The sequence below is a fragment of the Actinoplanes sp. NBRC 103695 genome (genome assembly GCF_030269485.1).
GTDB lineage: Bacteria > Actinomycetota > Actinomycetes > Mycobacteriales > Micromonosporaceae > Actinoplanes.
This window is the reverse complement of record NZ_BSTL01000024.1, coordinates 49,126-74,760: the sequence shown is the minus strand read 5'-3', so window position 1 is coordinate 74,760 and position 25,635 is coordinate 49,126. Positions and strand designations below refer to the sequence as shown.

Genomic DNA, 25,635 nt, shown 5'->3' with positions numbered 1-25,635 from the left:
CCGCTGGCCTGCTACTCGAAGCGCCCCACCTGCAACGTAGCCGTGGCCGGCGCCGCGAGGGAGTGGCCTCGGCGACCTCCAAAGGATGACAGTTGCGCCGCACTTGTGGGCTGGCCTGTGGATAACCTGATCGGCTGTTCGGTGCTGCGCCTTCCTCACGGCAATCTCGTCATGGAGCAGGCGCAGGCCCATCGGTGTGTTCAACATCGCCGGGTCGATGAGCCGGTAGAAGGTCGGCGTGAGCAGCAGCTCCTCCAGATCGGAGCGCGCGATCTGGCCACGCAGCACACGGGCCTGATCCGTCGTGTATCGATCCTTGTACGCGTCGTCGTTTTCGATCGTGACGGAGGCGCTGCGCAGCAGCTCCAGGACGCGGTCGGGTTCGACGCCGGGGCTCTAGGTGACGAGCATGGCGAAATCCTGGCAGGCGGGGCTTATCAACGGCATCGGTCTACGCGATCGGGTGGCCGCCCTGCCGCCCGTCGCTGAGCATGTTTCGGGGCTGGCGCACGTCGCGTTGGGCTACACGCAGTTCATCAGCCACGCGGTCAGACCCTCGCGGTGCAACATGATCGATGACCCCCCAGGCCTCGGTGAGCGCCTGTTCCAGTTCGCTGATCCGCGTCGCGTGTTGACGGCGCACCGCCACTCGAACTTGTTCGATACGGCGCAACCAGCCGGCCGCGGCATGTTCCGTCCGGGCCTTGGGCAGCGTGGACGGTTCGTCGCTGAGCACCGCATCCGGCGGGACTATCGCAGCTGCGGGGCGGCCTTGATCGGTGATCACCGTGACTTGGCTGGCCAGGGAGGCCATTCGTACGAGTTGAGTGAACCGAGTCCGAGCTTCGAGTATCGGCAGCTCGATAGGACGACGCGGCAGCGGTACGGCGGTTTCGGCCATAGGTCCATAGTGACGCGGAGCTATGACATTTTTCGTCGTGGGTGGGTCTCGGGCGGCTGCAGGTAGAAGATGAATCTTCGGCCCGATCAGGATGAAACTCCGGCCGCGTCAAGTCGCCGGTGCAGGTAGGAGAAAAGGCTGAACGCGTCGAGGAAGTCGTCACGGGCCTCGGATGACCCGAGGCGGGTGCGATGCGCCCGGGGATTGCGGTAGTGGCCGTGCACTCCGACCAAAAGGTTCTTGAAGCCCTTGTGCTCGCTGACTTCCGAATCATCGCGCATGTCGGTGATGCGGATCAGCGGAGCCGTGGTGTTGGTTCCGAACACCTGGTCGTAGAGTCCGGCGCCGTCACCGGCGAGGCCGGTGTGCCGGCGGATGCGGTCCGGGATGCTCTTGGATGCTTCGCTGACCGCGTGGAACAGGGACTGCCGAACCAGTTCTTCGGAGCAGTAATCCAGCAGTGCCGGATGGCAGCCGCGACGGCGGAGCTCGCTGAGGAGCTCACCGGAGAACCGAGCTGCTTCGGACAAGGTCGTCGCGGAAGGGCCGCGGGCCAGCTGCCCTTGCTCGTTGATGCGGAGGCCGTACAGAACCAGCACCGCGTTGAGTTCTCCGCGGAGCTGATCGAACCGCTGGGGGTCGCGGACGTAGCGCGACGGCGACATCGCAGCGTTGATGAACGCGATGAGGGTGTTGCCGGTGCCGCGGCGAACCTGGGCGTTGTGGAGGGTGGTCAGGAGCCGCGTCCGCTTGTTGGGCCCTTCGTCGAGATGATCCAGCCGCGCCGGTACGAGGGCCAACTCAAGCTCCGTGACGGTCAGGCCCGGCCTGTCCGTCTGCGCAATCACATCGCACACGGAGCAGGTGAGCTGCTGGTCGAACACCGAGGTGTTGGCGGCGGACGGCACGCATCTCCTCTCGTGGCGACGGGCGGGCCTTGACTCTGCCACGCCATCTCTGGGCGGGGCATCGCCGTTTCAGCGCAACCGGCTCGACCACTCATTCGTGGCACAGAAATCGGTAGTGACGCGGTGAGACGATCTGACGGTGACCAACGCCTCGGCCCTGACGTTCACGTACCGGGAGTTCAGCGACTTCGTGCGGCGCTTCAACCAGGAGGCGATGCTGTTCGCCGTCGCTCGGCGTGCTCTGTCGCTACCCGGGCATCTCGACGGATCGCCTGAAGCTCGGGCTTACGTGGCGACTCCGCCGTGGGCACTCGCGGCAGTCGCCAAGGCCGCGATCTGTAACGGCAATGCGCACCGGCGGGCAGTGCCCACTGAGCGCGATGTGGTGACTGCCTGTGGCATGCACAACAACCTGGCCAAGCACGAGCTGCGTGACCCTGAGCTGAACTCACCGTTCGCTGTCCTCGCCAGGATCGCGTTCGAGCAGTTCCCATACCAGGAGTCGATGATGGAGGAGATCGCTCGATCGATGTCCTTCTTCGACGACTACTCGGGCGGCAAGGCCTTGGAGGTTGTGACGGCCGAGTCGATGCGGGAACTCGTTGGCGCGGACATGACGACCGCCGCCGGCATCGTGATCCTGCTGGTCGCCGCGGCAGACCACAACAGCGGGGTTTTCGACCCCGCCTGGATGGACCAGCCCAGCTTCGCGCGCATCCTTTCGTCCCTGCCACGGGACGAGATTGTCGCCGTCATCGAGTCTGCCTTCGTGACCGGCATGAAGGAGTTTCGCCACGAGGACGAGGCCGCGCGAAGAAGGGTTCCGCTCGCCCACCTCGACCGGTACGCGTTCAACCCGCTGACCTCAAGACCGTTCGTCCGGCTATCTGATGGCCGGCTACTCGCGCCCGTGCCCCGGCTCATCCCGCGACGGATGTCTCCGCTGGAGCTGTACTACCTCGGCCTCGGCCGGTGGAGGGAGGCGTTCGCGCGCGACATGGGTGAGTTGCTTGAGGACTACGTCGGCCGCCAGTTCGCCACCCTCCCGGATGTGACTGTGTTCCCGGAGATCGCCTACCGCGAGGGCAGGGACAACCTGAAGAGCATCGACAAGTTCCTCGTTTTTCACGACCTCGTGGTCCTGATCGAGGCTAAAGCCGGCCGGTCTCCGCTCGCGGCCCGCGCCGCTGACGCTTCAGCACAAGAGCAGTACCAGCGAACGCTTGGCAAGGCGTTTAAGCAGCTCGACCGCACCCTCGGCAAGGTCCGCGACCGTGCACCAGAGTTCGCCCACATACCGGACGGCCGTCCGATCGTGGGGATGGTCGCGACCTTGGACCCGTGGTACATCGCTAATAGCTTTGGCCGCGACTTCCTGCCGTCCCCAGGCCTACCGACGATCGTCGCGTCCGTGCGAGACATTGAGCACCTGGTGGCAGTTGGACAGCGACGGTCGGTCGCGGCTGTCCTCCACGAGATCACGCGTACCGGTGACGAACGCCAGACGTGGGAACTGGGTGTTGCCCTCAACGATTTCCGCGATCCAGCCGACCGAAACCCCCTACTGACCGAGGTGTGGGAGCGTCTCCCCTTCTCGGAGACCCAGCAAGGTTGATCGCTACCGGGCCAGGGCGTCGCCCACCGCAACACGTCAAGATCGTCCACGTCGGCGATCAGGCGCGCTCCCCGCAGCCTTAACGCCAGTGGTCGCTGCCGTAGCGCGCGATCGCTCCCCACTTTGCGATAGTTCGTATCTCGGTAGGTCTTGAGAGCTCGGCGGGACCTCTTCGCCCGAGGCGGAGCGAGCGAGACGCCGTTGTGAGTTCCACGGTGGAAGAACCTACGACGGCGTCTCAACGACGGTCGATACCGTTGACTTCAGCGCGATCGCGGCGGAGAACCGGCGATGCGTGGCGGCCTGGCCAGCACCTCACGCTGGGCGACACACAGCTCATCAGCAGCACGGTCTGATCCCGGGGTGCAACGCGGTCGATGACGCCCCCGGCCTCAATCACCGCTTGTTCCAGTTCATTATCCGTGTGGCATGCCCCGAGGCTCGACCTTCGGCGATCCCGCTTTTCGCTGGCTACGGCTGAGTACGAGCCTTATGGGCTGACGGAACTGAGGAGGTGTCAGGTCAGCAAGGCCGCGACGGCGACGGCGAGGACAAGGGCGGCGCCGGAGGCCGAACCGCCAACAAGTACGGCTCGTGGGACGCGGCGGTCATCGAGCCACGACAACCATCCGGAGATCGTGCCGACGACTGCCGCCATGAGCAGAGCCACTGCGGCGTACAACCCAATCAGTACCAGATTCTGCACGGACATATCCCTTCGCCGAGTCTCCCGGTCCGGCGATCCGCCAGCACCGTTTCTCGAGGTCTGGGCAACGATGACACCGGCACGAGTTGCAGGCCAAACGGCACTATGACCGATCAGCCGCGTATACCCGGCGGCCGTCCCAGCAGGTCGGACAGCGGATTGGCTCAGCCTCCTCGTAGGCCTTTCAGCGAAGGAACTTCTTGGTTCGGCTGATCGGTCACAATATTCTTGGCGGTCGTGAATGTCCGCGACAAACAGCGCCATCGTGATCGGGCCGAAGCCATGTATGCACATCGTCGTTCCTTTGAGCGTGCCCGGCAGGAGCTGCGCAGGATTCACGAAGGCGGTGGGCAGAACCGGGCGTCATATGAGGTCCGCCGGGACCTCATCCGGGCGCGGACTCCAGGGCCGGAGGATGTCGTGGTGGCGTCTGCGGCTGCAGCGCTGGCCTCGTTGAAGGGATGGGCGCTGCAGCTGTACTTGATCGCGCTGTTCGAGGCCCAAGCCCGCCGGCAGCCAGGGTCCGGCGTCGACAACACGCGACCGCTGCTGCATCGAACTGAGCAGCTGGCCGCCTGGGTCGACCTATTACCTGCTGCCACGAGGACCGGGCAACGCTCGGCCGGTATGCGACGCCAGCTGGTCCGGGCGTTGGCCGTGCTGGAGAGAGAAAACCTTGTCGTCCTCGGCAATCCTGACTTCAGGGGCAGATACAACTACTTCCGGCTCTTACAGGAAGCCGCCATGCCGAGCCAAGGCCTGGACGCCATTTATACGATCCCGAGGGCTGGTGAGACCGGTGGGATAGATCCGGCCTGGATCCGCCCGCCTGGGCCAGTAAGCGGACGCAGCGCGGTGGTCACCGTTCCTGCGACGTTCTTCGTCAACGGTTGGGTTCATGTCTTGTCCGCGGCCGAGATCACCACCTACCTGATGCTGTGCGACCTCGAGGCTCGCTACCCGACCGCGGCCGGCGAAGGCGTCTACGCCAACGACCCCCAGCGAAGGCGCTGGTACGGCATCCACCGCGATGTCTACGCCACCCACCGACAGCTCGCCGCGTATGGGCTTGTTGAGCGCTTGGACGCCCCCGCCCGCCGCCCCGACGGCACGATCATGAAGCGACCTAGGCAGCAGCCGCTGCAGCCATACTGGTTCCGGACGCGACCCGGCGGCTTCGAGCAAGCCTCATTCCCCAGAGTGACAAGCTGTCTCGATCTACCCACCGACGTGCACCAGCCGACCGCCGGCGAGCACGGATGAGACAAGCAGTGACACGTCGCCGATGGAACGCACCCCCTGGCAATCGCTCCGCTTCGACTGTGAGCCGACGCCGGGCTGGCCGACCGTCCGCAACTTGCCGGACCCCATACCGTACGAAGGACCGCACTCGCCGCGGCTACCCGGCAAACTGAAGAAGGCCCGCGACGCTGCTGTTGGAGGATCCTTGCGCCTGCCCGACCTCGACTTCTCACAGATCCGATCACTCGGACCACAGGGCCAACGTGCCGGCTTCGAACAATTCGTCTGCGAGCTGGCAATCGCTGATGAGCCGGACCTCGGCGCGCGCTTCGTGAGCCTTCATGGCGAGGGCGGCGACGGCGGCGTGGAATGCTTCTGGACACGCCCGGACGGCCTGGAGGTGTGTTGGCAGGCCAAATACTGGACCGATCAGGCGAGCGTCGACAAGGCGCAGCTCGACAAGTCCGTCGATATGGCCTTACTTGTTCACCCGCAGATGACTCGGTATGTGATCGCCATCCCGGTCGATCCGACCGGGCCAACGACGCGGGCGGGCCAGTCTCTTCTGGAGAAGCTACAGGACTGGAAACAGAGCTGGGAACGGAAGGCGAAGGTCCTCTCCCACCCGGTCGAGTTCGTGCTCGAGTGGCGCACCCAACTAATCGCCCGCCTGCAAAAGGTCGATGTGAGCGGCGTTCGCACCCGGTACTGGTTCGACGTCGAGCTGCTGCCGGATCACTGGTGGAGACGCCGGCTCGATGAGGCACTGCAGGGTGCCCGGCCACGCTACATGCCCGAGCTCACCGTCGCGGTGCCGGCGGCCACCCACATTGCCGCGCTCTGCGGCGACCCGAGCTGGGCGATCGGGATAGACACACAGATTGCCGATCTCCAGGGCCACGTCTCCACACTCGACAGAGCATTCCAGGGCGCTGTCCCGGCGGCCGGCCAGCGGGTACGTGCGAGCGCGTCGACGTTGATCGACCTCTTGGGCAAGCTTCGCGACCGACCGCACGCCTCGCGGCATCAACAGGTCGAGCAGGCTGCCACGGACCTCCTGCATGTGGCCAGCGGGTCGGAACGAAACGAAGTCGCCATTCTGGATCAGCGATTCGAGGACGAGTGGGATACACCGCGCTGGCGGCAGTGGCATGCCAACTACCAGGCCGCCTTCCCAGCGGCCACGGTCGACGCCCTGCGTACCCTCATCGCTTACGCACGTCAGGTACTTGCCGAGCAGGCAGGACCGATGGGCAAACTCCTCGGGGCCCGAGCAGCGCTGATGACCGGAGCGGCCGGAACGGGGAAAACGTTCGTAACCTGTGACATGGTCAACGACCGGCTGGCCGAACGCCGCCCGAGCGTCTTCCTCCACGCACGAGAGTTCACTGACGCCGACATCCTTACGCAGCTACGCGAGAAGCTCCACCTGCCGTCCGACTTCACCGGCGAAGAGGCGATCGAGCTGCTCGACCAAGCCGGCCGGACCGCCGGAACGCCCGTCCTGCTCGTCGTGGACGCCATCAACGAGACGCGCCCCCGGCGCATCTGGCACGACCAAATGGATCGTGTGATCGCGACGGTCTCGCGGTGTGAAAACCTCCGAGTCCTGTTCACTGTTCGATCGCACTACCAGGAAGAGGTCATCCCCGACGGTACCGACTTGGTCAGCTTCGAGCACCGCGGATTTGAAGGTGTCGAGTTCGAAGCGATCGACGAGTACGCCGATTTCTACGGCCTCGAGATACCTGCCGCACCACCAGTTCACGGGGAACTCGACAATCCGCTATACCTTCGATTGTTCTGCGAAGCTCTGCGCGATGCTGGACAGCTGTCCTTGAGCCAAGCTCGGATGGGCCTCGGTGAGCTATCTGACCACCTGCTGACCAGGAAGAACGTGACGATCAGCCGCAGTCTTGGCGCGCCAGCGCGGGACCGCATCGTGCAGGACGGGATGGCTGTTCTCGCGCGCCGCCTCGGCGCCGAGACGAACGGCTCGCTGCCCCGCAGCGAAGCACGCAAACTGCTGGGGGCCGTCTGGTCTCAGCACACCGTGGATAGCTCTCTGCTCGAAGCCCTGCTCAGCGAAGGCCTGCTCGCCGAGTACAGCCGACCGAACCAGCAGTCCCAGAGGATCGATGTCATTGAGATGGCGTTCGAGCGGCTCGGACACCACCTCGTGATCTCCGAACAGCTCTCCCATCTGTCGACGCTGGATGAGCTCCGACAGGCCGTCACGACGGGATCGCTGCGCCAGCTTCTACGCCTCGATGAACACCCAGATCAAGGCCTGCTGGAGGCGCTGTCGGTTGTTGTTGCCGACCGTTTCGCCGTCGAACTGACGGTACTCGCCGACACCTTGGCAGCCAGCGAATCCCTCACAGCTGCGACCCTCGCCGGACTACCGTGGCGCGATCCCACCAGCATCACCGCTGACACAAGAATGGTCGTTGTGTCGGCGCTCGAAAACCCGAAGCTGACTGACGCAGCGCTCGACATCCTGTTGCGCCACGCCGCCCTGCCACACCACCCCCTCAACGCAGATTTTCTGCATGAAACCCTGCGCACATTGCCGCTGGGCCGCCGAGATGCGTTCCTGGCCCCCTGGTTACACCACTCCCAGGAGAACCGAGGATCGCTGAAGCGGCTGATCAGTTGGGCCCTGAGCAAAGATCTTCGAGCGGTGGACGCCGATACCTGCAGACTCTGGATCATGGCCCTGGCCTGGTGCACCAGCGCCACTGACCGGCGAGTGCGCGACGGAGCAACCCTCGCCGCGAGCCGCCTCCTGGCGACACGCCCAGACCAGGCACCGCACTTGGTGGCGGCCTTCGCCGACGTCGACGACGACTGGATCGCCGAACGAGTCTTGATCATCGCCTACGCCGCGCTCCTGGAGGCCGGCGAAGTGTCCGACTGGGCGCAGACCGCCGCAGCGGTGCAGGAGGCCGTTTTTGCCGGTACTCCGCCGACCAATGCTTTGATCCGTGACAGCGGACGCGCCGTCATTGAAGCAGCGGTACAACGAGGTGCCCTCGACGAGGGCCGGCTGCTCGACGTCAGACCACCCTATGAAAGCCCTTGGCCGATCGAATGGCCGAGCGATACCGACTTTCACTACCTTGACGCGAAGGGGTTCGCGCAGATCAACCACTCATGCACCGAGGGAGACTTTCACACCTACGTCATTGAGTGGATCTTCGACGACTTCGAGGACATCGATCCGATCGATGTCGGTCGCCGGCTTGTGCTGGACACCGCGGCTATTGGATATGATCCTTCGCTGCACGGCGCGTTCGATCAATTCGTCACCGGCAGAACGGAACCCGACCCCGACGCTCCGGCAGGGCTCGAACGGCTGGGCAAGAAGTACCAGTGGATAGCGCTCGCACGCCTCGTCGGCGTCGTGCAGGACCACGTTCGCTCTCGCGATGAGCGGGAACGTCCCGACGGAGGTCCCCGTGGCCCACAGTCTGTCCGCCTTCGCCGACTCGATCCCACGGTCCTCGACACCGGCTGGCGGGCGCCGGAACCGCGCAGTTGGGTACCCGACTACAACTGGGATGCTGCATCGCAGGTGGCCGACAGCGACTGGGTCTTCAACGAGACCATTCCGTCCCTGGACGTGGACAACGCCGTCATCGACGGGCGTCCGCACCTGATCCTCGCCGGCCAGTACCGATGGAAACCCGACGAGCAAAACAGCACAGCTGGGCGGCAAATCTGGCTCGATCTGGCGTCGGTGCTCGTACCCACTACCAATCTGCCCTCGCTCTTCGAGGCGCTCGAGACCGGACAGCACGACTTCCATGACCTCAGCCACTGGCCACAGCTGACCAGCGGTTACGTGGGCGAGTACCCCTTCGGTATTCACTACGATTTCGAACGGTATCCGTACGAGCACGCCGACGACCGAGCACCGTGGCCAGCCGCCCTGACCCTCATCGGCGAGTTCGAGGACCAGCGCACCTCCTACCACCTATTCGCGCCGTCGCCGACGCTGTTCGGCGCTAAATCCGGAAAGCTGCGTTGGGACGGGAGCGGCTCCTGGAGGGCCGCAGACAGGACCTTGATCGCTCAAACACGCCACTTCAGCGGAATGCGGAATGAGCTCACTATCGACAGCGAATGGCTCACGGAATGGCTTTCCCGGAACGAGCTCGCACTGGTCTGGCTGGAACACGCGGGCCAATCTACATCGAGCGGCTCGACCAGCATGGGCCAGCTACGACGTACCCGCGTCATGTACAAGACGGCGCCGGGAACGCTCGAAAGACGCGTCCTTGGTCTGGAGAAGATATACCCGCCCCCACAGCGGCATCCCTGACACCACACCGTACCGAATATCTCGACCGGGCTGATCACGACCAGCATGCAGGACTCCGCCGGGGGTCGACATCACCGAGGCACGGCACGAGTCGGCCATGCCTACCGGTAGGCCCTGACGGACAACGATCCGGATGCCCATCCCGGCCATTGACAGCGCGCTCACCGCACCACGCGCGACTTGGGAGACGAGGCTCTCTAGGTGGCCGGCTCACATGGTGGCGGTGCTGTCGACGATGGTGTTCCTCGCAGGGTTCCTTCGAGGTCAGTGACCAGGTGGTCGATGTTGTTGGTGGTGAACTCAGACGCCAGGACCTGACTGATGAGACGTACTGTGCCGTCACTCTTGGCCGACTCGAGCTTAATGTGGCTGCGGGCATTCGCCGGTCAGTGGTGCCGGCCACGGCTGCGTTGCACAACCGGGGCGGCGATGACCAGCAGCGTCGCGAGAACTGGGAGGATAAGCAGGGCGTTGCCGAGGCCAATGTGCATGGCGGCGCCGCCGATGATGGCCGGTCCGGCGACATAGCCCAGGTAGCCCAATGCGGCCACCCGCGACAGCGCGGCGCCGGGGCGTGCCGGGTCGAGGCCACCGGCGGTGGAATACAGCAAGGGGACGACGCAAGACAAGCCGACGCCGAGGCAGGCGAACCCGGCGATCGCGGTGACCGCGGTGCCACCCAGAAGGCCGAAGGCGAGGCCGCCTCCGCCGATCAGGCCGCAGCCGCGCAGCAGAGCGGCGGGTGCGATGGTGGCGGTGAGGCGGTCGCCGATGAGACGGCCGATGGTCATGCTCGCGGCGAAGGCCGCGTACGCGGTGGCGGCCATGGCGGGGGTCGCGCCGAGGCGGGTGAGGTAGGTGCTGGCCCAGTCGGCTGCGGCGCCTTCGCTGATCAGCGCGCTGAAAGCGAGCAGGCCGAGTAACCAGATCCGGGTCCGCGGACGGCGTTGCGTCGGTCCGGCCGCGGCTGTCGACTCGTGCCTGTTGGGGCTCGGGACCGGTGCGGGGATGAGGTGGTGGATTGCCCATCCGGCCGCGGCGGTGGACGCGACGGCGGCGGCGGCGAAGGTGTCGGAGACGCTGAGGCCGATGTGGGCGAGGGCGGCGGATAGCAGGGCTCCGGCGGCGCCGCCGATGCTGAACAGCGCGTGGAAGGACGTCATGATCGGCCGTCCGTACGCGTTCTGGCATGAGACTGCCGCCGCGTTCATCGCGACGTTGAGCGTGCCGTGCAGGATGCCGAAGGTGAGCAGGGCGGCGGCCAGCATCGTCCACGTCGGGGCGTGCCCGGCGAGAAGGAGCGCCCCGCCGAGGGCCAGCGATGGCAGGACCATGACTGTAGTGCTGCCATGCCGGTCGATGAACCGGCCGGCGGTGCGCATGCCGGCTAAGCCGCCGATGGCGAGGATGAGCAGGCAGATGCTCAGCTTGCTGTCGGCCATCCTGATGTTGTGCTGGATGGTGGGGATCCGTGCGGTCCAGGTGCCGATGGTCATGCCGGCGATGCCGAACATCAGGCTGATCGCGAGCCGGTAGCGGCGCAGTACATCGGTGACGTCAGTGGTCGTGCTGGGCTGGGGGTGCAGGGCGGTGGTCATGGAAGGTCTCCGCGAGAGGTTCAGGGGCGGCGCGGCGGCAGCAAACGGGGCCTTGTATGCGGTGCCGGCTCGAGGGCGCGGTGATGCCGGCGGCATCACCGCGCCCTGCGTTCAGCCGCCGGTGGCGGATCACGGACGTCGAGCCTGGACCTCTACATGCAGGCCATCGCCGGCGCCGGAGCCTGTGTATGGCCCCAGCCTCGGTCGGTGAGCCTGTTGTAGCCGCCGCGGCCGGCCAGAACAGTGATCGGGTCGTCGACCGGTCCTCGGCCGTCGGTTGTCGGCTCGGCCGCGCCGATCCACGGCGGCGCTCCGTCCCGCATGCTGACCCACGCCGGGGAGGTCTCGATGAATCCGGCGGCGGCGATGGGCACCGCACCCGGCTGGGAGGTGGCCTTGCACGGTGCGGCGTCGGCGGTGGCCGGTCCGAGGATGAACGCGCCGGCCAGGGCGAGTGGCGCGGCGGCGCCCAGGATGATGCGAGTTTTCATGGCTGGTCCTTTCGAGTGTGGGTGGTACAGAAGTCGGATGGCGCTGCGACTCGTCGTTGTTGGGGTTCTCCCTCCTGCGTGATCTTGCGAGCTGTGAGACGGGCCGTGCGGTCCTTGTCGACTACACGTCTGAGGCCCGATTCCGCCGGCCTTTGGTGGTGTTGAGAACCGGCCGGACGCTGGTGCCAGCGGGTGTCAGAGGCCTGGTGCTCCGCTGATTTCGTCGGCTGGCGGTGGCTGGACGCTCACGTCTTGGCCGAATTTGGCGTAGGTGAGCTCCAGCGGGTAGGTGGTGCCGTTGCGGCGGGGAATGTCGAGGTGGTAGCGGATGAGGCGACCCTGCTCGTCGAGGTCAGCGGTAAATGCCACGGTGGGTGCCAACGACGTATTCGCGCTGGTGGCGGGAGTGGGCAGGCTGAGGGCGTCGACGACCGCGGTGGTGGTCAACGATCCGGTGAAGTGGGTGTCGCTGGTGCGCTGGACGCCGGTTGCTCGGGTGAGGGGGCCGGCCATGGTGGCGCCGTCGAAGCTGGCGGCCAGGGCAGGGGCGTCGGCTTGGTTGATCCGCCGCCATGGTCTGGTCGCGTTGCGGGGCGCGCTTGCGGCCTCGCTCTTGCGGTAGACGGTGCCGCCCAGGATGCGCCATTCGTTGATCGAGGTGGCGCCGTTGCGGGTGGTGGTGACCGTGAAGGCGCCGGCCTTCTTGGCCGCGTCCATGGCGCCGACCACGACGGCGTCGGTTGTGTCGATCTTGACGGTCATGGTCATCGTGAACGAGTCGGCCTTGAGCCGGTTCGCCGCGGCGGCGAGCGCGGTCGCGGGAGTCTTGGCTGAGGAGCTACGGGGGTGCGGAGCGGGTTTGGTGCCGGTCGTGCAGGCGGTCAGCGTCAGGGCGGCGGTCAGAAGGCTGGCGATCGCCCTGGAGATGGTCCGTCGTCGCATGGTGACGTGGTCCTCCGTCGGTTCTGATCTGGTTGGCGCGGGCAGTGGGATGCATCGGCGGGTGCTTGACGGCCGGTCCGATGGCCGACGCAACGGTGTGGCGGCGCGTTCGCCGCGCCCGTCTGGTGTCCGTTGAGCCGCCGCTGTGAGTGGTGCCGGTGCTGGTTGCGAGGGCGGCGGACTGGTATCGCTGCCGCGCAATTCGGGTTGGTCGGCTGACTCGCAGGACGGTGAGCTTGTGGCGTGGGGCGGGTTGTGCCGTCAGGTGCGCGGGCCCGGGTTGCCGGCGACGTCAAACTCGCCGTCTTTGACGCCGGCGACGAACGCGTCCCATTCGGCGGCGGTGAACAACAGCGTCGCGTCGTGCGGGTTCTTGCTGTCGCGTACGGCAACGCCGCCGGCGCCCTGAAGGGCTACCTCGACGCAGTTGCTGCCACCGGATCCGTTGCTGTAGCTGGATTTGCGGAACTCGGCGGTGTCCAGGTGGTGTCGCATCAGGATTCCTTTCCGGGTGAGCGTCGCTGGATGACGCGTGCGTGGTGGGCGGTGGCGCCGAAGAACTCGACGGTGAGCGCAGTCGCGGCGTCGGGGTCGAAGCCACGGCAGGAGAACACGTTGATGTACGCGTCGTTGCTGCCTTCGACGGCGTGGACGTTGATGTTGGAGGTGGTGATGAGCTGGATGACGGTCCAGCCGTAGAGGTCCCCTTCGCCGAAGTGGGCGATGGTCGGCTCACCCCAGCGCGTCATGCCGATCGCGTCGGCGAGGGTGACCGTCCACGCTTTCAGCAGCGCGGCGCTGGTGATCACGTCCGGGTTGCAGCCGGACAGATCGAGCAGCAACTCCATGCCGAACCCGTCGATGCCGCGCCCGTCGGGCTCGGCGCCCGGGCCTGGATGCTGTGTGGTGGTGGTCATGGCCGCGGCCCATCGACGGTGCCGAAGCGGTAGAAGATGAAGCTCTGCTGGTCGGCCACTTCCATGCGCGTGGTCGGGTCGAGCCGGCTCAGCAGTGCGAGCGTCGCGTCGGGCAACCGGCGGGTGATCATGTTGTAGGTGCAGAAGTCCATGACGGCCATGCCGTTGTTGCTGCGGATGAGGTGGTACATGTCGGTGACCAGGTCGCGGAAGGCGTGCAGCTGGTGCGGGCGGGCGCCGACGAACCCGCAGTACCAGATGGCCTGCCTGTTGTAGGAGTGCGGCCAGCGGCGGGCGAAGTACGGCGGTGAGATGAGCGGCCAGGCCGCCAAGTTGTTGGTCAGGGTGGCCATCCCGATCAACCGGCCGGCCCTGTCGTGGGCGTAGAACTTGCGGATCTCGTCGTCCTGGTAGACGGCCTGGAATTCGTCGTGGGTCATGAGGTGTCGCTGCGCGGCCAAGCCGTTGATCTCGGCGAAGACCTCTTCGTACAGCGCCCAGGCCTGTTCGATCGGAGGGGCGACCGTAGAGTGCGCGACCGCTGTCATGACGACCGCCCGGCCACACCGCGCTGGCCCAGGCGCCCGCGGTCGGCGCACGAAGGGCCATACGCGAATGCGCCGTCGCCGTTCGGACCGAGAAAATCCGTTCGCCGGAGCAGTTGCCGACGGGTATCGGTCGACACCTGGGGACTGTCTCGACGATGAACGCCGCGGACGCCGAAGCCGTGGGGACTGGCTCCGAATCGAGCTGATGGCATGCCGAACCCTTCTTTGTTCTCGTGGGCTTAAGCCGATGTGGGCTACCGACAGTTGGCGGGAGTCGAAGAGCTGCTCGCATAGCCGGGAGGCGCGGCGGCAGCAGACGAGTTCTCGTGAGAGGTGTCGGTTCCAAGGCGCGGTGATGCCGGCAGCATCACCGCGCCTCTACGGTCAGCCGACGGTGGCGCAGGCTGTTCCGAAGCTGGTGTGCCCGTTGACGCTGCCGGGCTTGGTCGAGCCGCTGCTCCACCAGAACTTCGAGCAGATCTTCGTACCCCTGGCGTAGTTGCGGTTGACGTTCCAGGTGCCGGTGGTGACCTCGGCGCCGAAGACCGACTTGGAGCAGTACTCCTTGTCCCTGCCGCCGTTGGAGTCGGCGTAGTGCCGGCCGTTGATCAGCACCTGGCTGTGGCCGTACCGGCACGTTCGCGAGTACAGGGCGACGCGGCTCTTGATCGAGTTGACGTGCAGCTTGCTGCCGTTGACCGCCACGCAGCTCGCGTAGGCGTCCCCCTTGCACTTGTCCGCGCTGGCCAGCGCAGGCGTGGCCACACTGAACGTCAGGCCCAGCGTTGCGGCGGCAACAGCGGCGGTACGAGCGAGGGTGTTGTTCATGGCTGCCTCATTCCGGGAGGTGGGTAAGCCCCGGATCGCGGCACGAGCAGTGATCGGTGACGCCGTCTGCTGACTCGGCCGCGACCGCGCCGACGGATGTCCACCGCCTTGCCTCAGCCGCGCCTTCGGATGCGGTGGGTCAAGACGGATACCCGGGGCTGGGTGTCGGTCGCTTCCTTGACGACCCTGCCCGCTCGGATCTCAGCGATATAGCTGTCCGTAGCTGTCTTGGGCTGTCCTGCAGCCCGGTGGCCCCACCCGATTCGGCACAGCGGGATCGCGGACCCGCGACCGATCCGCAGGCGGGCTCAGGCATTGCAAGGCGTCACTGGCCCTGCCAGCTGAAGTTGCTAGCTGGTGGATGCGCCGGCGCGTTGTCACGCTCCGAACGTGCACAGCTGTTACCGTCGCTGCCACGGCGTTAACACGCACGCCCCCTCCGGCCTCATCGCCCGCGCCTTGAAGCCACACGGAGCAAGGCCCTGGTGCCACGCGTTTCCTTCTGCTGTCCGAAGGACCCTCACATCGGCCGCGCGGGGCCCTCACCGGGGGTTCTTCCGTGGACTCGGAGGACATCATGAGCCGTAACCAGACCGCTGTGTCCCGCTCGCAGGCAACCGGCGAGACCTATCGTGTCGCCCGGCAACGCATCGCCGACGCTCACGTGAGCGTCGTGGCATTCCTGAACGACGACAACTACGGCAACACGGACACCTTGCCGTTCATCCGCCCGATCGCCGCCGCGCTGGCCCAGGCCGGGCGCCGAGTCCTGCTCGTGACCGACAGCGGCGTCAAAGCCCAAGTCGTGTTCAGGCCCCTGTGGGAGCAGCTCGTGCCCGGACAGGTGCAGCAGATCACCCGCAACGTCGACCTGCTGATGATTCCCGCGGACCTCGACTTCGACGAGTTCCACACCTTGGAGCTCCTACGACGGCATCGCGACGGCGGCGCATACACGCACCTGCTGATCGACTCCGGCAACGAGGACAACCTCACACCTGCCTACCAGGTCGGCGGCGCCTTCTCGGACGTTGCGCTCGTCTGCCTGAAGTACAACCGCCTGCCCGCTCACCCCCAGGAGCAGCAGGTCGAGGAATGGGTCACCGCCCGCGCCCCGCAGCTCCCCGCGCCGCCGGCCGGGCGAACTGACCTGGCGCGGTGGGTTCACGACCAAGTCGGTCTTCTTCGGCGCCGGCTGGCGCCGGCCGCGGTGCACGGCCGAGCGATGTTCGGGCCGCAGGTGTGGGACGCAGCGTACGAACGCGCCCTGGGCTGGCACGCGTTCGCGGCCTGGATCGCCGTCCACAATAACGACGAGTCGTCGTACCCACTGTGGGTGAACCTGGGACGGCCGCTGCTCGACGAACCCGGCAGCATCGCCTACCTGCATGAAGTCGCCGATTCGGTGCAAAAAGTCCTCGGCGACCGCGACTACCTCGGCCTGCCCGAACGTGCGCATCGCACCGCAGTGCTCGGGTACGACATCGACGGCGGCAGCCAGTATTGGACACCGATCGCGCGCCGTCTCTCCACCGCCAGCCCCGTCACACTGCTGCACACCGCGATCCCCTACTTCTCCGACGAAGGCACACCGTTCCACCGGACCGTGACAGGCCGGCAGACCTACCGGCAGGTCGCGATGAACCTCGACCAAATCACCGGCCATCGGCGCACGTCCCGGCGCTGACAGACGGTGACGAACGGGGTGGCGAGCCCACTGGCTAGAGCAAACAGCACGGCCGGCGGGCTCGCCATCGTTCGCCTGATCATGGCCTGAGTAGGGCGGATGAACACGAGAAGCGACGCCGCCGCTCCAGCGCGCGGGTACTCGACTTGCGCCGTGCCGGTCAGCAGGATGGTCGGGTGCACGAGACGGCCAGCACGCCGACCCAGCCCTCCACCGATGTCGACACCCTCGATCACCTTCCCGATTGGGAGCAAGGCGAGAAGCTGCGACAAACCGATAAGGCCGTCACCATCGCTGGCCGCTGGCGCGGCCATGACGTGGTCGTCAAGCAGCTGAGCAGCGCTGAACGGCACTGGGCCAAACGCTTCGCTCACGAGATCAGCGCCTACCGAGCGTTCGCTGCCACGCCGCCGCCATGGCGGACACCGCGACTGCATTACGCCGGCCGCCGTGTGCTGATCATCGAGCGGCTGCCCGGGGCGTCCCCGCACACTGACCGATATCCACCCCTACTCCCCGAGCCCACCGTGACAGCCATGATTGGGGCCCTGACAGCCTTCAACGCGTGGGAGCCTCCCTCAGTACCGCTGAACATGCCCGTCACCGACTGGATCGCCCGGATCCGCCGCTACACCGCGGCCGGGGACCTGCCCGGCGACGTTGAGCAATCGCTGCTCGAAGCGGTCGCCAGCGCTCCGCTGGTCTTCGGTCACGGCGATCCGCTGGCCAGCAACGCCTTGCTCGCCGCCGACCGGCCACTGATCTTCATCGACTTTGAGTTCGCCGGCATGTACCCGTCCGGATCTGACCTTGCGCTTCTCGGGTTGTGGCTGAGCCGTCACGATGTCGGCGCCGAGCAGCGGTGCGCCCAGATCGCCGAAGCCGCCGGAACGCTGACCGGTTACCGGGCAATGCGGGTCCTGTGGCTCGCCCGCGAGCGGCGCCTCTATCAGAGCCTGTTCGACATGGTTGACGACCGCGAGCACCGGCAGTGGCTCGACGACCAAGCCGCTGACGCAATCACCGGACTGCGTAAGACCGTCGGCCGTAGCTGAGATCCCATCGAGGCTAGACCACACGCTAGCGGCGCCACTTACCTCGCGGATCGCCGAGCAATTCGGACTCGGCCGGGTGCTGTCGTGCCGACAGATCTCGCAGGGCTTGATGAACCGAACTGAACGGACGACAACCGAGACCGGTAGCCATGCGATCGAGCAGCTGGCCGATCGGCCACCGGCAACAGCGCGCGACGTCCACCAGGTCCTGCCTCGGTTCGCCGAGCAGGGCATTCCGGTCCCGCTGTCCCGCATGACCGTCGAAAGCGACACGGGGCTGAACGTCAACGGCGAGTGGTACCGCGCCAGTAGCTGACAGCCCGGAGCGCAACTCAGCGGCCACGACCTCGCGGTGGACGGGTGCACGGGACTCGGTGAGGTGATCGGCCAGCTGCACGACACCATCTCTGCGGTCTTGCCAGAGGCCCGATCCGCTGCTCCGCACACGGTTGACCTGCGCGAGAGAGCGGTCTCGCAGTCTGCGCTGCTTGCCGTTCAGGTAAACGCCCGAAATACCGGCGTGCGGTGGTTCAGCACCAGACGATGTTCTCGCCGGCGAAGTAGGTCCAGGGTCGGGTTCCGGCGGGCAGGTCCGCCTGCAACAGCATCGATAGCTGCTGGCACCACGTCGGCAGGTCTACCAGCTCGATCAGCAGCCGGGTCAGCTCGATGACGTTCATGCTGGTGTAGCTCAGCTTGTCGCCGGTACGCATCGACACCTGCAGCAGCGGCTTCAGCGGGTCTTCGGTGCCGTCCAGCTGCTGAAGCCAACGGCCTTGGATGCCGACTTCGACCAGTGCGTCAAGCAGGGTTTCCGGGGCCATGCTGACGGTGTAGAAGACCACGTCGGTGATGAGCCCGACTGCGAGTTCCGGTTCGATCGGATAGATCGCCCAGGGCGGCTCGGCCGGTGACCGCGCGGCTCGGTCCACGCTGTTGAGCGCGAGGATGTGGTTTTCCGAGTGGATCCTGGCCCGGCGCTGTTGCCGTTTTGTCTCAACCGCGTAGCGGGTGTTGAACTGCTGAGGCGAGAAGTGGTCGGGGGCAGACGCGAGATTCGCTGCCACGATCGCCCGGCGTCCGGGAAGGTGAGCTCCCTGGATACCGCGCTGGTAGGCAAGGATCAAGATTTCGCGCAAGCCCTTCATGTTGGCCCGATAGGCGACGTTCGACGGGATCAGGGTATAGCCGCCGGCCGCCAACGGTCCGCCGTTAATCAACGCGTTGACAGTGTCAAGGATCTTCCGGTCCTGCGCCTTGTCGCGATACCGGTCGTTGGTCTTGATCTCGCGGAGCAGGACCCCGCCGTCCTTGCCGAAGATGCTGACGTCACCGATGCGCAGAGCGGAGGTCGAGTCGTGGTGCAGCACGAACTCGCCGTTGTCGCGCCAGGCTTCGGCGATGATCTCGCGTTCCCGCTCGAGTCCCTTCTTGTCGACCATTGGCCCAGCTGGATCGCTGCGCGACAACGCGATGATGATGTTGCGTTCGTAACCGAACATGCGCCAGGCCAGACCGTCGCCGATCGTACGCAGCTGGCGGCAGACCCGTTCGAAGACCTCGTACTCTAGATCCAACGCCGTTCAGTTAGGCGGTGGGACTGGTCGTCAAGGCGTGTCTGCGGGGTAAAGCAGCGGAGCTCCTGTATAGAGGGTGGTCACTCTAAGACTTCCCCGACACCTGGAGCTCCGCTGGCTGATCAGATTGCCATAACCCGGACGGTGACGGTAGCCGCAGGAGTGTTCGCGCCAGGTCATCTGGGCGAGCTGACCCGGCTGATCCCGTTCGAGATGGTCGATGATGTCTTGGCCACGACCCGGCGAACGCAGGCCCGTGTCCGGCTCCTGCCAGCGCGTGTCGTGGTGTATCTGCTGCTCGCGGGATGCCTGTTCGCTGAGGTCGGCTACCGGCAGGTGTGGTCGAAGCTGACCAGCGGCCTGCACGGCCTGCCGATCGTGTCGCCCAGCGCGAGTGCGCTGCGGCAAGCTCGGCAACGTCTCGGCGCGGCCCCGGTACGGGCGTTGTTCGACCTGTTACGAGGCCCGGCCGTCACTACCGCCAGGCAAGTGCGGTGGGGTGGGCTGTTGCTGTGTGTGGTCGACGGAACCACACTGGTCGTCGCTGACTCACCGGCGAACACCAGCCGATACACCAAACACCGCTGCACGGGCGGCACCTCGTCCGGTTACCCGCAACTGAGACTCAGCGCCCTGCTCACCTGCGGCACCCGGTCAGTGCTCGACGCCGTGTTCGACCCGATCAGCGTCGGTGAACTCGACCAGGCCCGGACCCTGGCCCGCAGCCTGCAACCCGGCATGCTGCTGATCGCCGACCGTAACTACGCCGCCGCCGATCTGCTGACCACCCTCGCCGCCACCGGCGCCGAACTACTGATCCGCAACAAAGCCAACCGCCGTCTGGCGATCCTGCGCCGTATGCGTGACGGGTCCTGGCTCTCCCGCATCGGCGCCCTGACGGTCCGGGTCATCGAAGCCCAGATCAGCGTCACCACCACGACCGGAACCCACACTGGCGACTACCGGCTGATCACCACCCTGCTCGACCCCGCCACGCACCCCGCCGACCAGCTGATCCGGATCTACCACGAACGCTGGGAGATCGAGACCGCCTACCTCGAACTCAAATCCTCGATCCTCGGCGGACGTGTCCTGCGCGCCCGCACCCTTGACGGCATCGACCAGGAAATCCATGCGCTGCTGCTCACCTACCAACTGCTTCGCACCGCCATGACCGACGCCACCGACAGCCGGCCCGGCACCGATCCCGACCGAGCCAGCTTCACCACCGCCCTGAACACCGCCCGCGACCAGGTCGTGCACGCCGCCGGCGTCATCGCCGACACCGTTATCGACCTGGTCGGCGTCATCGGCGCTCATATCCTGAACGACCTACTGCCCGACCGCCGGATCCGCACCAAAACCCGGATGATCAAACGCTCCAACAGCAAGTATCAAGCCCGAGGCCCCAACATCGACCGCCGCAGCTACCAAGCCACTATCAGCATCAACATCATCGACCCCGGACCTTGACCAACTCCCGACCGCCCTAACTAAACGGCGTTGACTCTAGATCCCACGAGTAAGGGTCGAGAGAATCGAGACCACTGCGCAGTTCCGGAGCACCATTCGGGGTCTTGCCCGGCTTCTTACGCAGCATTTTGCGGGCTCTGCTGACGGCAGCGCGGTCTTGTTCTACTTGCAACAGCAGGTCGATCAGGCGCTGCTGGAAGTGGTAGGCGTCCTCCGGCGACCCGCACTGCCGAAGCTCGCGCACCAGCTCGACCAGTCTTCCCACGGCCCACTGGTGGAATGGGTGGGTCAGCAGATCCTCCGCTTGTCCCCGGCCCAGCCGTTCGATCAGCAAGTCACCCATACCCAATCCGATCCCTCAGTGCGTATTCTGGCTGGCCACGAAAGAGCGGACAAGCAATTTCCGCGCCGTCTCAAGGTTATGCGGATGGGCAGCCGCGGCTGCGAGGTGCGCAACCGACCTGATTTGCAGCAGCCGCACAGAAGCGCACCCCGTGCTGACCCCATCCCCTGGATGGGACCTTCACTCCCACATTATCGAACACCTGTACGATCCACCGGTGGGATCGACCCGGTCGGAACGCGAGGAGCCACTGGCGCGCACAACGTACGTCGCAGCGGCACGCCGCTACGTGAGCGCCTTCGCCGCAGTGATCGCCCGCGCGGGGTTCCGACGATCCAGGCCGCAATGCTCACGACGTACGGGGTGGCAGTCGCAAGACGTCCAGGCGCTTCAAGGGCTACATGAAGCGCTCGGGCAGGCACTGAGGGCTCGGCGCGCCTACGACGCCGTTCGCCGCCACCGGTAGGACCCGCGGCGGCGCGACTTCGCTGTCCGGCTTAGCCCTCAGCTGGGACACCGCGAACGCTGGTCGCCGGCGGCCAGAAGCGTCAACCATTGCGAGGGATCTGAACCCTGGCCTGATGTCTGTCCGTGCCGTCGGAACGCGACTAGAGTTCACCATCGATGAGCGACGAGAGTAGCCAATCCACTACTGAAGGTGATCATCTGGGATGGGGCGAGCTCGGGCGCCTACCTGTTGATGGCGGCAATCCGGCGCCCAAAGTCCGGGCCTGGTTCCAGTTTCAAGACGACTGTGCAGCACTGGTCCTGCTAGGACATCTGGCGGACGACGCACTCGCTGGCGTGGTCATCGAGCGGGCCACCGACCTGATCTTGATCCGAACGGACGGTGACCCGGAGCTCGTCTCGATCAAGCACCGAGAGCCTAACCGCGGCGGTAGCGTGGCCTGGACGTGGTCGGCGCTTGAGCAGGATCGCGTATTGAGTGATCTGCACGCCAAGTGGTTGTTGTACGGCAAGCGGGCCACGCTGGCATTCTGGTCCAACGCAGGCTTCGCCGGTGGCACGCATGAGCTGTGGCGCGTATGCGCGAAAGGCGAAACACCCACGGCGGAAATGGTGGACCACGTCGCCCGGCAGCTAGCCGTGCCGGCCGCCGAGGCGCACGCTTTCCTCGCGGCCTTCCATCTGCCGGAGGAGCCGCTCCCGCGCCGCAAGGAGATGGAGGACGTGGCGGTGCGCCGCACCGCCGACCTACTCCGGCCGCTGCGCGACGGCACGGACGCCACCGCCGCCGCCTGCTTCGAGGCGCTACGAACCCGGATCCGCGAGGCGGCAACGGACACACCCGGCCGCACCACCGAACGGGCCGCAGCAGCAGCCACCCTGGCTGATGCCGGACGGCTACGCGAGCAACTGCGCATCCGCCACGAGTTCATCAGCCGCGACGAAACACTCAGCCTGCTCCTGGCGACCCACGACCGGTTAGCCGCACAGCCGCCTCATGCCGCCGCTCCTCGGTGGGTCGTTGACCCACTTTTCGCAGGCCGTGACACCGAGCTCGCAACGCTCGCTGAGGTTCTGCGGCCGGGGAGCCCGGATGAGGTCACACCGGTGCTCGTCCACGGTATGCCAGGAGCCGGCAAGACGAGCCTCGCAATGCAGTTCGCGGGCTTGCACGGAGAATCCCTTCGCCCCGAACTCATCTCAGGCACGTCGAGGCTCTCTGTCCAGCGTGCGCTGCACCGTCTGCAAACCGTCCTGACGGCCCCGGAGGATGACACAGCCGAGGAGCAGATTGCCGGTCGCCTGGCTCTTCCCCGCGATCCGTCCTTGCTGCTTATCATCGACGGGGTCACCGACGTCGCCACCGTGGCCGGCCTGATCCCACGCTCAACGCTGTGCCGAGTCGTGATCACCAGCACCGTCCGCCATATCGACCATGGCTACCACTCGATCGAGCTGCTCTCGTGGACACCCGAGGTAACGGCACAGTTCATCCGCGGCGCCCTACCCCGATCAACCCCGGCCGAAGTGGCCTCCCTGGGTGCGGCGCTCGGCCACCATCCCCTGGCGGTCTCCCAAGCCGTCAACTACTGCCTGGCCTCCGACCGTCCCATCGCCGGCTTCCTCGTCCAGCTCGGCCGCCAACCCGACGTCGCGCTTCAGCGCGGAACCACCGCTGACCACCCCACCGGCCTGGTGCCGGCCATCGAGCTCCAGCTGCAGCTGCTTCGGCAGCAGAACGCGACAGCCGGTGACTTGCTGATGTTGCTGGCGCACCTGGCGCTCGCCCCCGTCAACGAGCAGCTGCTGCGCAACGCGAACACACACGCCCTCACCGTGACCCCGTATGTGAGGCCCCTGCACAGCTCCGTATGGCGCAGGCTGAAAGCCATCGTCACCGGACAACCAGTCGTGAAGGCGCATGTTCTCACCGAGGTCACGCGGCGCGCCCGGGAGATCTCCGACAAGCTGGCAGATCCGTCAGCCGGGGAAACGGCCGTCGATCTTCTCGTCGAACGGTCTCTGATCCGCCGCGCAGGTCCTGACCTGATGCTGCACCCCCTGATCGGCACCGTGCTGCGCAGTCAAGAAACCGACCCTCTGACCTGGATCGAACTGGGTCTCGGCTTGTTCCTCGACAAGGTCGACCCGAACGATCCGTTCGGCGCGGTCGCTGAGCTGGACGCCGCCATGGACCACATCACGGCGCTCGTGCTGCTTGCCCTGGACCATCACCACTTCGGACCCGCGGTCACCGCCGCCGCCATGCTGCTCTGCTTGCACTTGGCGACCCGTAGCGGCATTCCGCCGCTGGACACCATCGACGCCGCCGCCGACTTTGCCGCACGCACCCTGGCGATCACCGACGACCTCGCGAGTCAAGGACTGCTCGATGTACGGCTCATCGTGCAGTACCGACGCGCTGCCAGCGCCCTGCTCCAGCGCGCCGGGCGCGTCGACGAAGCAATCACCCAGATCAGCAAGGTGCGGACCCTCGCTGCAACGCTTGACGCCGAGTCCGACGTGATCCGCGGGCTCGCCCTGTCGGCGGTGCTCGACCTCGGCGCGATCGCTGTCAACGCCACCCGGCGTGATTTAGCACAAGAAGTCCTCGCGGCGTTGGAGCAGGCCGGCACCGAAGGCCGCGACGTCCGCGCCTCGATGGGCCACATCCGCGCCGGCCTGCTCCGCCTGCTCGGCCGCATCGACGAAGCCGCTGATGTCAACGCCGCCGCGCTGGCCTCCGCTGAAGTAGAGGGTCCGGTAGCACCCCGGCTGCTCGCCGACCTGCACACCAGCGCAGCAACCATCGCCCGTGACCAACGAGATACTCACGCGCGGCTGCGCCACGAACAGGCGGCGCTCGAGCAGTTCCGCACGCTGTCCGGTACCCGGGTGAGTCTGCGCGTGACTGACGCCCTGACCACCACCGCCGATGCCGCAGTCGAGACGCTGCAGCTAGACCTGGCCGCCGAGCTTTTGACCGAAACCGAGCAGGCGATCCGAGCCACCTTCGGCATCAACAGCGTCCCCTACGCCAAGTACCTCACGACCCGCGGTCACCTCAACCTCATACGCTGTCGATGGCTCGACGCTGTCGACGACCTGCAAACAGCAATAGCTCTGCTACGCCACGGCGACGAAAATAGCCGCGGTTACCTGCCATCCGCACTCGTGCTCCTCGGCCAGGCCGCGGCACTGTTGGACGACGCCGGGACGGCCAACGCAGCCTTCGACGAGGCCATAGCCACCGACACGAGCCTCTTCGGCCCTGACCATCCCGAAACCCAAGCCGACATCGCCATCAAGAACCGCACGCCCGGCCTGGTCAGCATGCAACGACAGGTCGCGCAGCTCCCGTTCGTCAACACCAGCAACGCGGCGAGCTGGGCAGGCCCCGACTTCGAGCCCATGAGCGGCCGCATTGCGATGGGTAACGGGCCGTACGGGAGCATCATCACCTGGCAGCTGCACCGGCCCGGCGAACACGTACGTCATGGCCTGATCGACGGGCCACCACACAGCGGCCGCAGTACCTTGATGCGCAAGATCCTCCTTCGCGCAGCCGCGACAGGGCTCTACACCATCATGCCGATGGGCATGACCTGGTCACGACGCGACCGCAAAGCCTGGGGACGCAACCCGAATGCCGCCGCAGGCCTGGACAACATCGAAAACCGTCTCACCACCGTCACTCAGCAATGCGAAGAACGCGCCCAGGCCACGAGCTCGTTCCACCCCAGCCCCGCCCGTCAAGGCATCCTCATCGGCATTGACGACGCCGACAGCCTCCTACACGCAGCGCCAGCACTGCTGCCGCTCCTCGAGAAGGTCGTCACCGAAGGCCCTGCCGCAGGTATCGCCATCGTCCTAGTCACCGCCGACGCTACACCGCGCAGTTTCGGCGACAGCAGCGTGCTAAACAATGGCATCCTCGCCGGCAACCACCTCGCCCCAAAAATGTTGTCCCGGTCCTTCCCTTCATGACAACGATCGCGCGTGTTCGGAG

21 protein-coding genes are annotated in these 25,635 nt (G+C 66.1%); 9 read left to right on the top strand and 12 right to left on the bottom strand.

The window, feature by feature from the left end; genetic code table 11:
• Positions 1-117 precede the first annotated feature (117 nt).
• On the top strand, positions 118-489 hold the full coding sequence (locus tag QSK31_RS35320) for a hypothetical protein (RefSeq protein ID WP_285688997.1): 372 nt from the start codon (positions 118-120) through the stop codon (positions 487-489).
• Here QSK31_RS35320 and QSK31_RS35315 read toward each other — a convergent pair.
• Positions 452-901 (bottom strand): type II toxin-antitoxin system Phd/YefM family antitoxin, encoded by a 450-nt coding sequence (locus QSK31_RS35315; RefSeq protein WP_285688996.1) that lies wholly within the window; start codon positions 899-901, stop codon positions 452-454. The two genes, QSK31_RS35320 and QSK31_RS35315, sit on opposite strands and share 38 nt — an antisense overlap.
• An 86-nt stretch (positions 902-987) precedes the next feature.
• A complete protein-coding gene (locus QSK31_RS35310) occupies positions 988-1,809 on the bottom strand; it encodes a TIGR02391 family protein (protein ID WP_285688995.1) in 822 nt (273 codons plus the stop codon).
• A gap of 139 nt (positions 1,810-1,948) precedes the next feature.
• Here QSK31_RS35310 and QSK31_RS35305 point away from each other — a divergent pair, with 139 nt between their 5' ends.
• Complete coding sequence (locus tag QSK31_RS35305) at positions 1,949-3,424, top strand: hypothetical protein (RefSeq protein WP_285688994.1); 1,476 nt, start codon at positions 1,949-1,951, stop codon at positions 3,422-3,424.
• A gap of 517 nt (positions 3,425-3,941) precedes the next feature.
• Here the strand turns inward: QSK31_RS35305 and QSK31_RS35300 are convergent.
• Positions 3,942-4,130, bottom strand: a complete 189-nt coding sequence (locus tag QSK31_RS35300) for a hypothetical protein (protein ID WP_285688993.1) — start codon at positions 4,128-4,130, stop codon at positions 3,942-3,944.
• 237 nt (positions 4,131-4,367) lie between these two features.
• On the opposite strand from QSK31_RS35300, the gene QSK31_RS35295 reads away from it, so the two are divergent.
• Together QSK31_RS35295 and QSK31_RS35290 are read left to right on the top strand one after the other, a co-directional pair.
• Positions 4,368-5,393, top strand: coding sequence for a hypothetical protein (locus QSK31_RS35295; RefSeq protein ID WP_285688992.1), 1,026 nt, complete (start codon positions 4,368-4,370; stop codon positions 5,391-5,393).
• A gap of 22 nt (positions 5,394-5,415) precedes the next feature.
• Positions 5,416-9,699 (top strand): NACHT domain-containing protein, encoded by a 4,284-nt coding sequence (locus tag QSK31_RS35290; RefSeq protein ID WP_285688991.1) that lies wholly within the window; start codon positions 5,416-5,418, stop codon positions 9,697-9,699.
• Positions 9,700-10,085: 386 nt separating this feature from the next.
• On the opposite strand, the gene QSK31_RS35285 is transcribed toward QSK31_RS35290, so the two are convergent.
• The 7 genes from QSK31_RS35285 to QSK31_RS35255 all read right to left on the bottom strand — a co-directional run bounded on the left by QSK31_RS35285 (position 10,086) and on the right by QSK31_RS35255 (position 15,023).
• Complete coding sequence (locus QSK31_RS35285) at positions 10,086-11,297, bottom strand: MFS transporter (RefSeq protein WP_285688990.1); 1,212 nt, start codon at positions 11,295-11,297, stop codon at positions 10,086-10,088.
• Positions 11,298-11,449: 152 nt separating this feature from the next.
• Complete coding sequence (locus QSK31_RS35280; protein WP_285688989.1) at positions 11,450-11,788, bottom strand: hypothetical protein; 339 nt, start codon at positions 11,786-11,788, stop codon at positions 11,450-11,452.
• Positions 11,789-11,983: 195 nt separating this feature from the next.
• A complete protein-coding gene (locus tag QSK31_RS35275; protein WP_285688988.1) occupies positions 11,984-12,730 on the bottom strand; it encodes a hypothetical protein in 747 nt (248 codons plus the stop codon).
• A 261-nt stretch (positions 12,731-12,991) separates the two neighbouring features.
• A complete protein-coding gene (locus tag QSK31_RS35270) occupies positions 12,992-13,225 on the bottom strand; it encodes a DUF397 domain-containing protein (protein ID WP_285688987.1) in 234 nt (77 codons plus the stop codon).
• Positions 13,225-13,647, bottom strand: coding sequence for an S-adenosylmethionine decarboxylase (gene speD / locus QSK31_RS35265; protein WP_285688986.1), 423 nt, complete (start codon positions 13,645-13,647; stop codon positions 13,225-13,227). The genes QSK31_RS35270 and speD overlap by 1 nt, the downstream gene beginning before the upstream one ends.
• Positions 13,644-14,195 (bottom strand): hypothetical protein, encoded by a 552-nt coding sequence (locus QSK31_RS35260; protein ID WP_285688985.1) that lies wholly within the window; start codon positions 14,193-14,195, stop codon positions 13,644-13,646. The genes speD and QSK31_RS35260 overlap by 4 nt, the downstream gene beginning before the upstream one ends.
• A 384-nt stretch (positions 14,196-14,579) precedes the next feature.
• A complete protein-coding gene (locus QSK31_RS35255) occupies positions 14,580-15,023 on the bottom strand; it encodes a hypothetical protein (RefSeq protein ID WP_285688984.1) in 444 nt (147 codons plus the stop codon).
• Between the two features lie 577 nt (positions 15,024-15,600).
• On the opposite strand from QSK31_RS35255, the gene QSK31_RS35250 reads away from it, so the two are divergent.
• From QSK31_RS35250 to QSK31_RS35240, 3 genes are all read left to right on the top strand, one after another.
• Positions 15,601-16,710: a hypothetical protein gene (locus QSK31_RS35250; RefSeq protein WP_285688983.1), complete on the top strand. Its 1,110-nt coding sequence runs from the start codon at positions 15,601-15,603 to the stop codon at positions 16,708-16,710.
• A gap of 176 nt (positions 16,711-16,886) precedes the next feature.
• Positions 16,887-17,765, top strand: coding sequence for a phosphotransferase (locus QSK31_RS35245; RefSeq protein WP_285688982.1), 879 nt, complete (start codon positions 16,887-16,889; stop codon positions 17,763-17,765).
• Between the two features lie 109 nt (positions 17,766-17,874).
• The gene (locus QSK31_RS35240) at positions 17,875-18,081 is read left to right on the top strand and encodes a hypothetical protein (protein ID WP_285688981.1); all 207 of its coding nucleotides are present in this window, start codon (positions 17,875-17,877) and stop codon (positions 18,079-18,081) included.
• Positions 18,082-18,295: 214 nt separating this feature from the next.
• Here QSK31_RS35240 and QSK31_RS35235 read toward each other — a convergent pair whose 3' ends face one another.
• On the bottom strand, positions 18,296-19,342 hold the full coding sequence (locus tag QSK31_RS35235) for a hypothetical protein (RefSeq protein ID WP_285688980.1): 1,047 nt from the start codon (positions 19,340-19,342) through the stop codon (positions 18,296-18,298).
• A gap of 144 nt (positions 19,343-19,486) precedes the next feature.
• Here QSK31_RS35235 and QSK31_RS35230 point away from each other — a divergent pair, with 144 nt between their 5' ends.
• Complete coding sequence (locus QSK31_RS35230; RefSeq protein WP_285688979.1) at positions 19,487-20,815, top strand: IS4 family transposase; 1,329 nt, start codon at positions 19,487-19,489, stop codon at positions 20,813-20,815.
• A 16-nt stretch (positions 20,816-20,831) separates the two neighbouring features.
• Here the strand turns inward: QSK31_RS35230 and QSK31_RS35225 are convergent, their stop codons facing one another.
• The gene (locus tag QSK31_RS35225) at positions 20,832-21,158 is read right to left on the bottom strand and encodes a hypothetical protein (protein WP_285688978.1); all 327 of its coding nucleotides are present in this window, start codon (positions 21,156-21,158) and stop codon (positions 20,832-20,834) included.
• A 624-nt stretch (positions 21,159-21,782) separates the two neighbouring features.
• Here QSK31_RS35225 and QSK31_RS35220 point away from each other — a divergent pair.
• Positions 21,783-25,613 carry a tetratricopeptide repeat-containing protein gene (locus QSK31_RS35220; protein WP_285688977.1) on the top strand — a complete coding sequence of 1,277 codons (3,831 nt, stop codon included), beginning with the start codon at positions 21,783-21,785 and terminating at the stop codon, positions 25,611-25,613.
• The last annotated feature ends 22 nt before the right edge of the window (positions 25,614-25,635 follow it).

What these genes read in the sequence shown, in the direction of transcription:
- QSK31_RS35280 (WP_285688989.1), bottom strand. Translation starts at nt 11,788, where the DNA reads ATGAAAACTCGCATCATCCTGGGCGCCGCCGCGCCACTCGCCCTGGCC.
- QSK31_RS35275 (WP_285688988.1), bottom strand. Translation starts at nt 12,730, where the DNA reads ATGCGACGACGGACCATCTCCAGGGCGATCGCCAGCCTTCTGACCGCC.
- QSK31_RS35285 (WP_285688990.1), bottom strand. Translation starts at nt 11,297, where the DNA reads ATGACCACCGCCCTGCACCCCCAGCCCAGCACGACCACTGACGTCACC.
- speD (WP_285688986.1), bottom strand. Translation starts at nt 13,647, where the DNA reads ATGACCACCACCACACAGCATCCAGGCCCGGGCGCCGAGCCCGACGGG.
- QSK31_RS35290 (WP_285688991.1), top strand. Translation starts at nt 5,416, where the DNA reads ATGGAACGCACCCCCTGGCAATCGCTCCGCTTCGACTGTGAGCCGACG.
- QSK31_RS35260 (WP_285688985.1), bottom strand. Translation starts at nt 14,195, where the DNA reads ATGACAGCGGTCGCGCACTCTACGGTCGCCCCTCCGATCGAACAGGCC.
- QSK31_RS35225 (WP_285688978.1), bottom strand. Translation starts at nt 21,158, where the DNA reads ATGGGTGACTTGCTGATCGAACGGCTGGGCCGGGGACAAGCGGAGGAT.
- QSK31_RS35220 (WP_285688977.1), top strand. Translation starts at nt 21,783, where the DNA reads ATGAGCGACGAGAGTAGCCAATCCACTACTGAAGGTGATCATCTGGGA.
- QSK31_RS35315 (WP_285688996.1), bottom strand. Translation starts at nt 901, where the DNA reads ATGGCCGAAACCGCCGTACCGCTGCCGCGTCGTCCTATCGAGCTGCCG.
- QSK31_RS35240 (WP_285688981.1), top strand. Translation starts at nt 17,875, where the DNA reads ATGAACCGAACTGAACGGACGACAACCGAGACCGGTAGCCATGCGATC.
- QSK31_RS35255 (WP_285688984.1), bottom strand. Translation starts at nt 15,023, where the DNA reads ATGAACAACACCCTCGCTCGTACCGCCGCTGTTGCCGCCGCAACGCTG.
- QSK31_RS35250 (WP_285688983.1), top strand. Translation starts at nt 15,601, where the DNA reads ATGAGCCGTAACCAGACCGCTGTGTCCCGCTCGCAGGCAACCGGCGAG.
- QSK31_RS35270 (WP_285688987.1), bottom strand. Translation starts at nt 13,225, where the DNA reads ATGCGACACCACCTGGACACCGCCGAGTTCCGCAAATCCAGCTACAGC.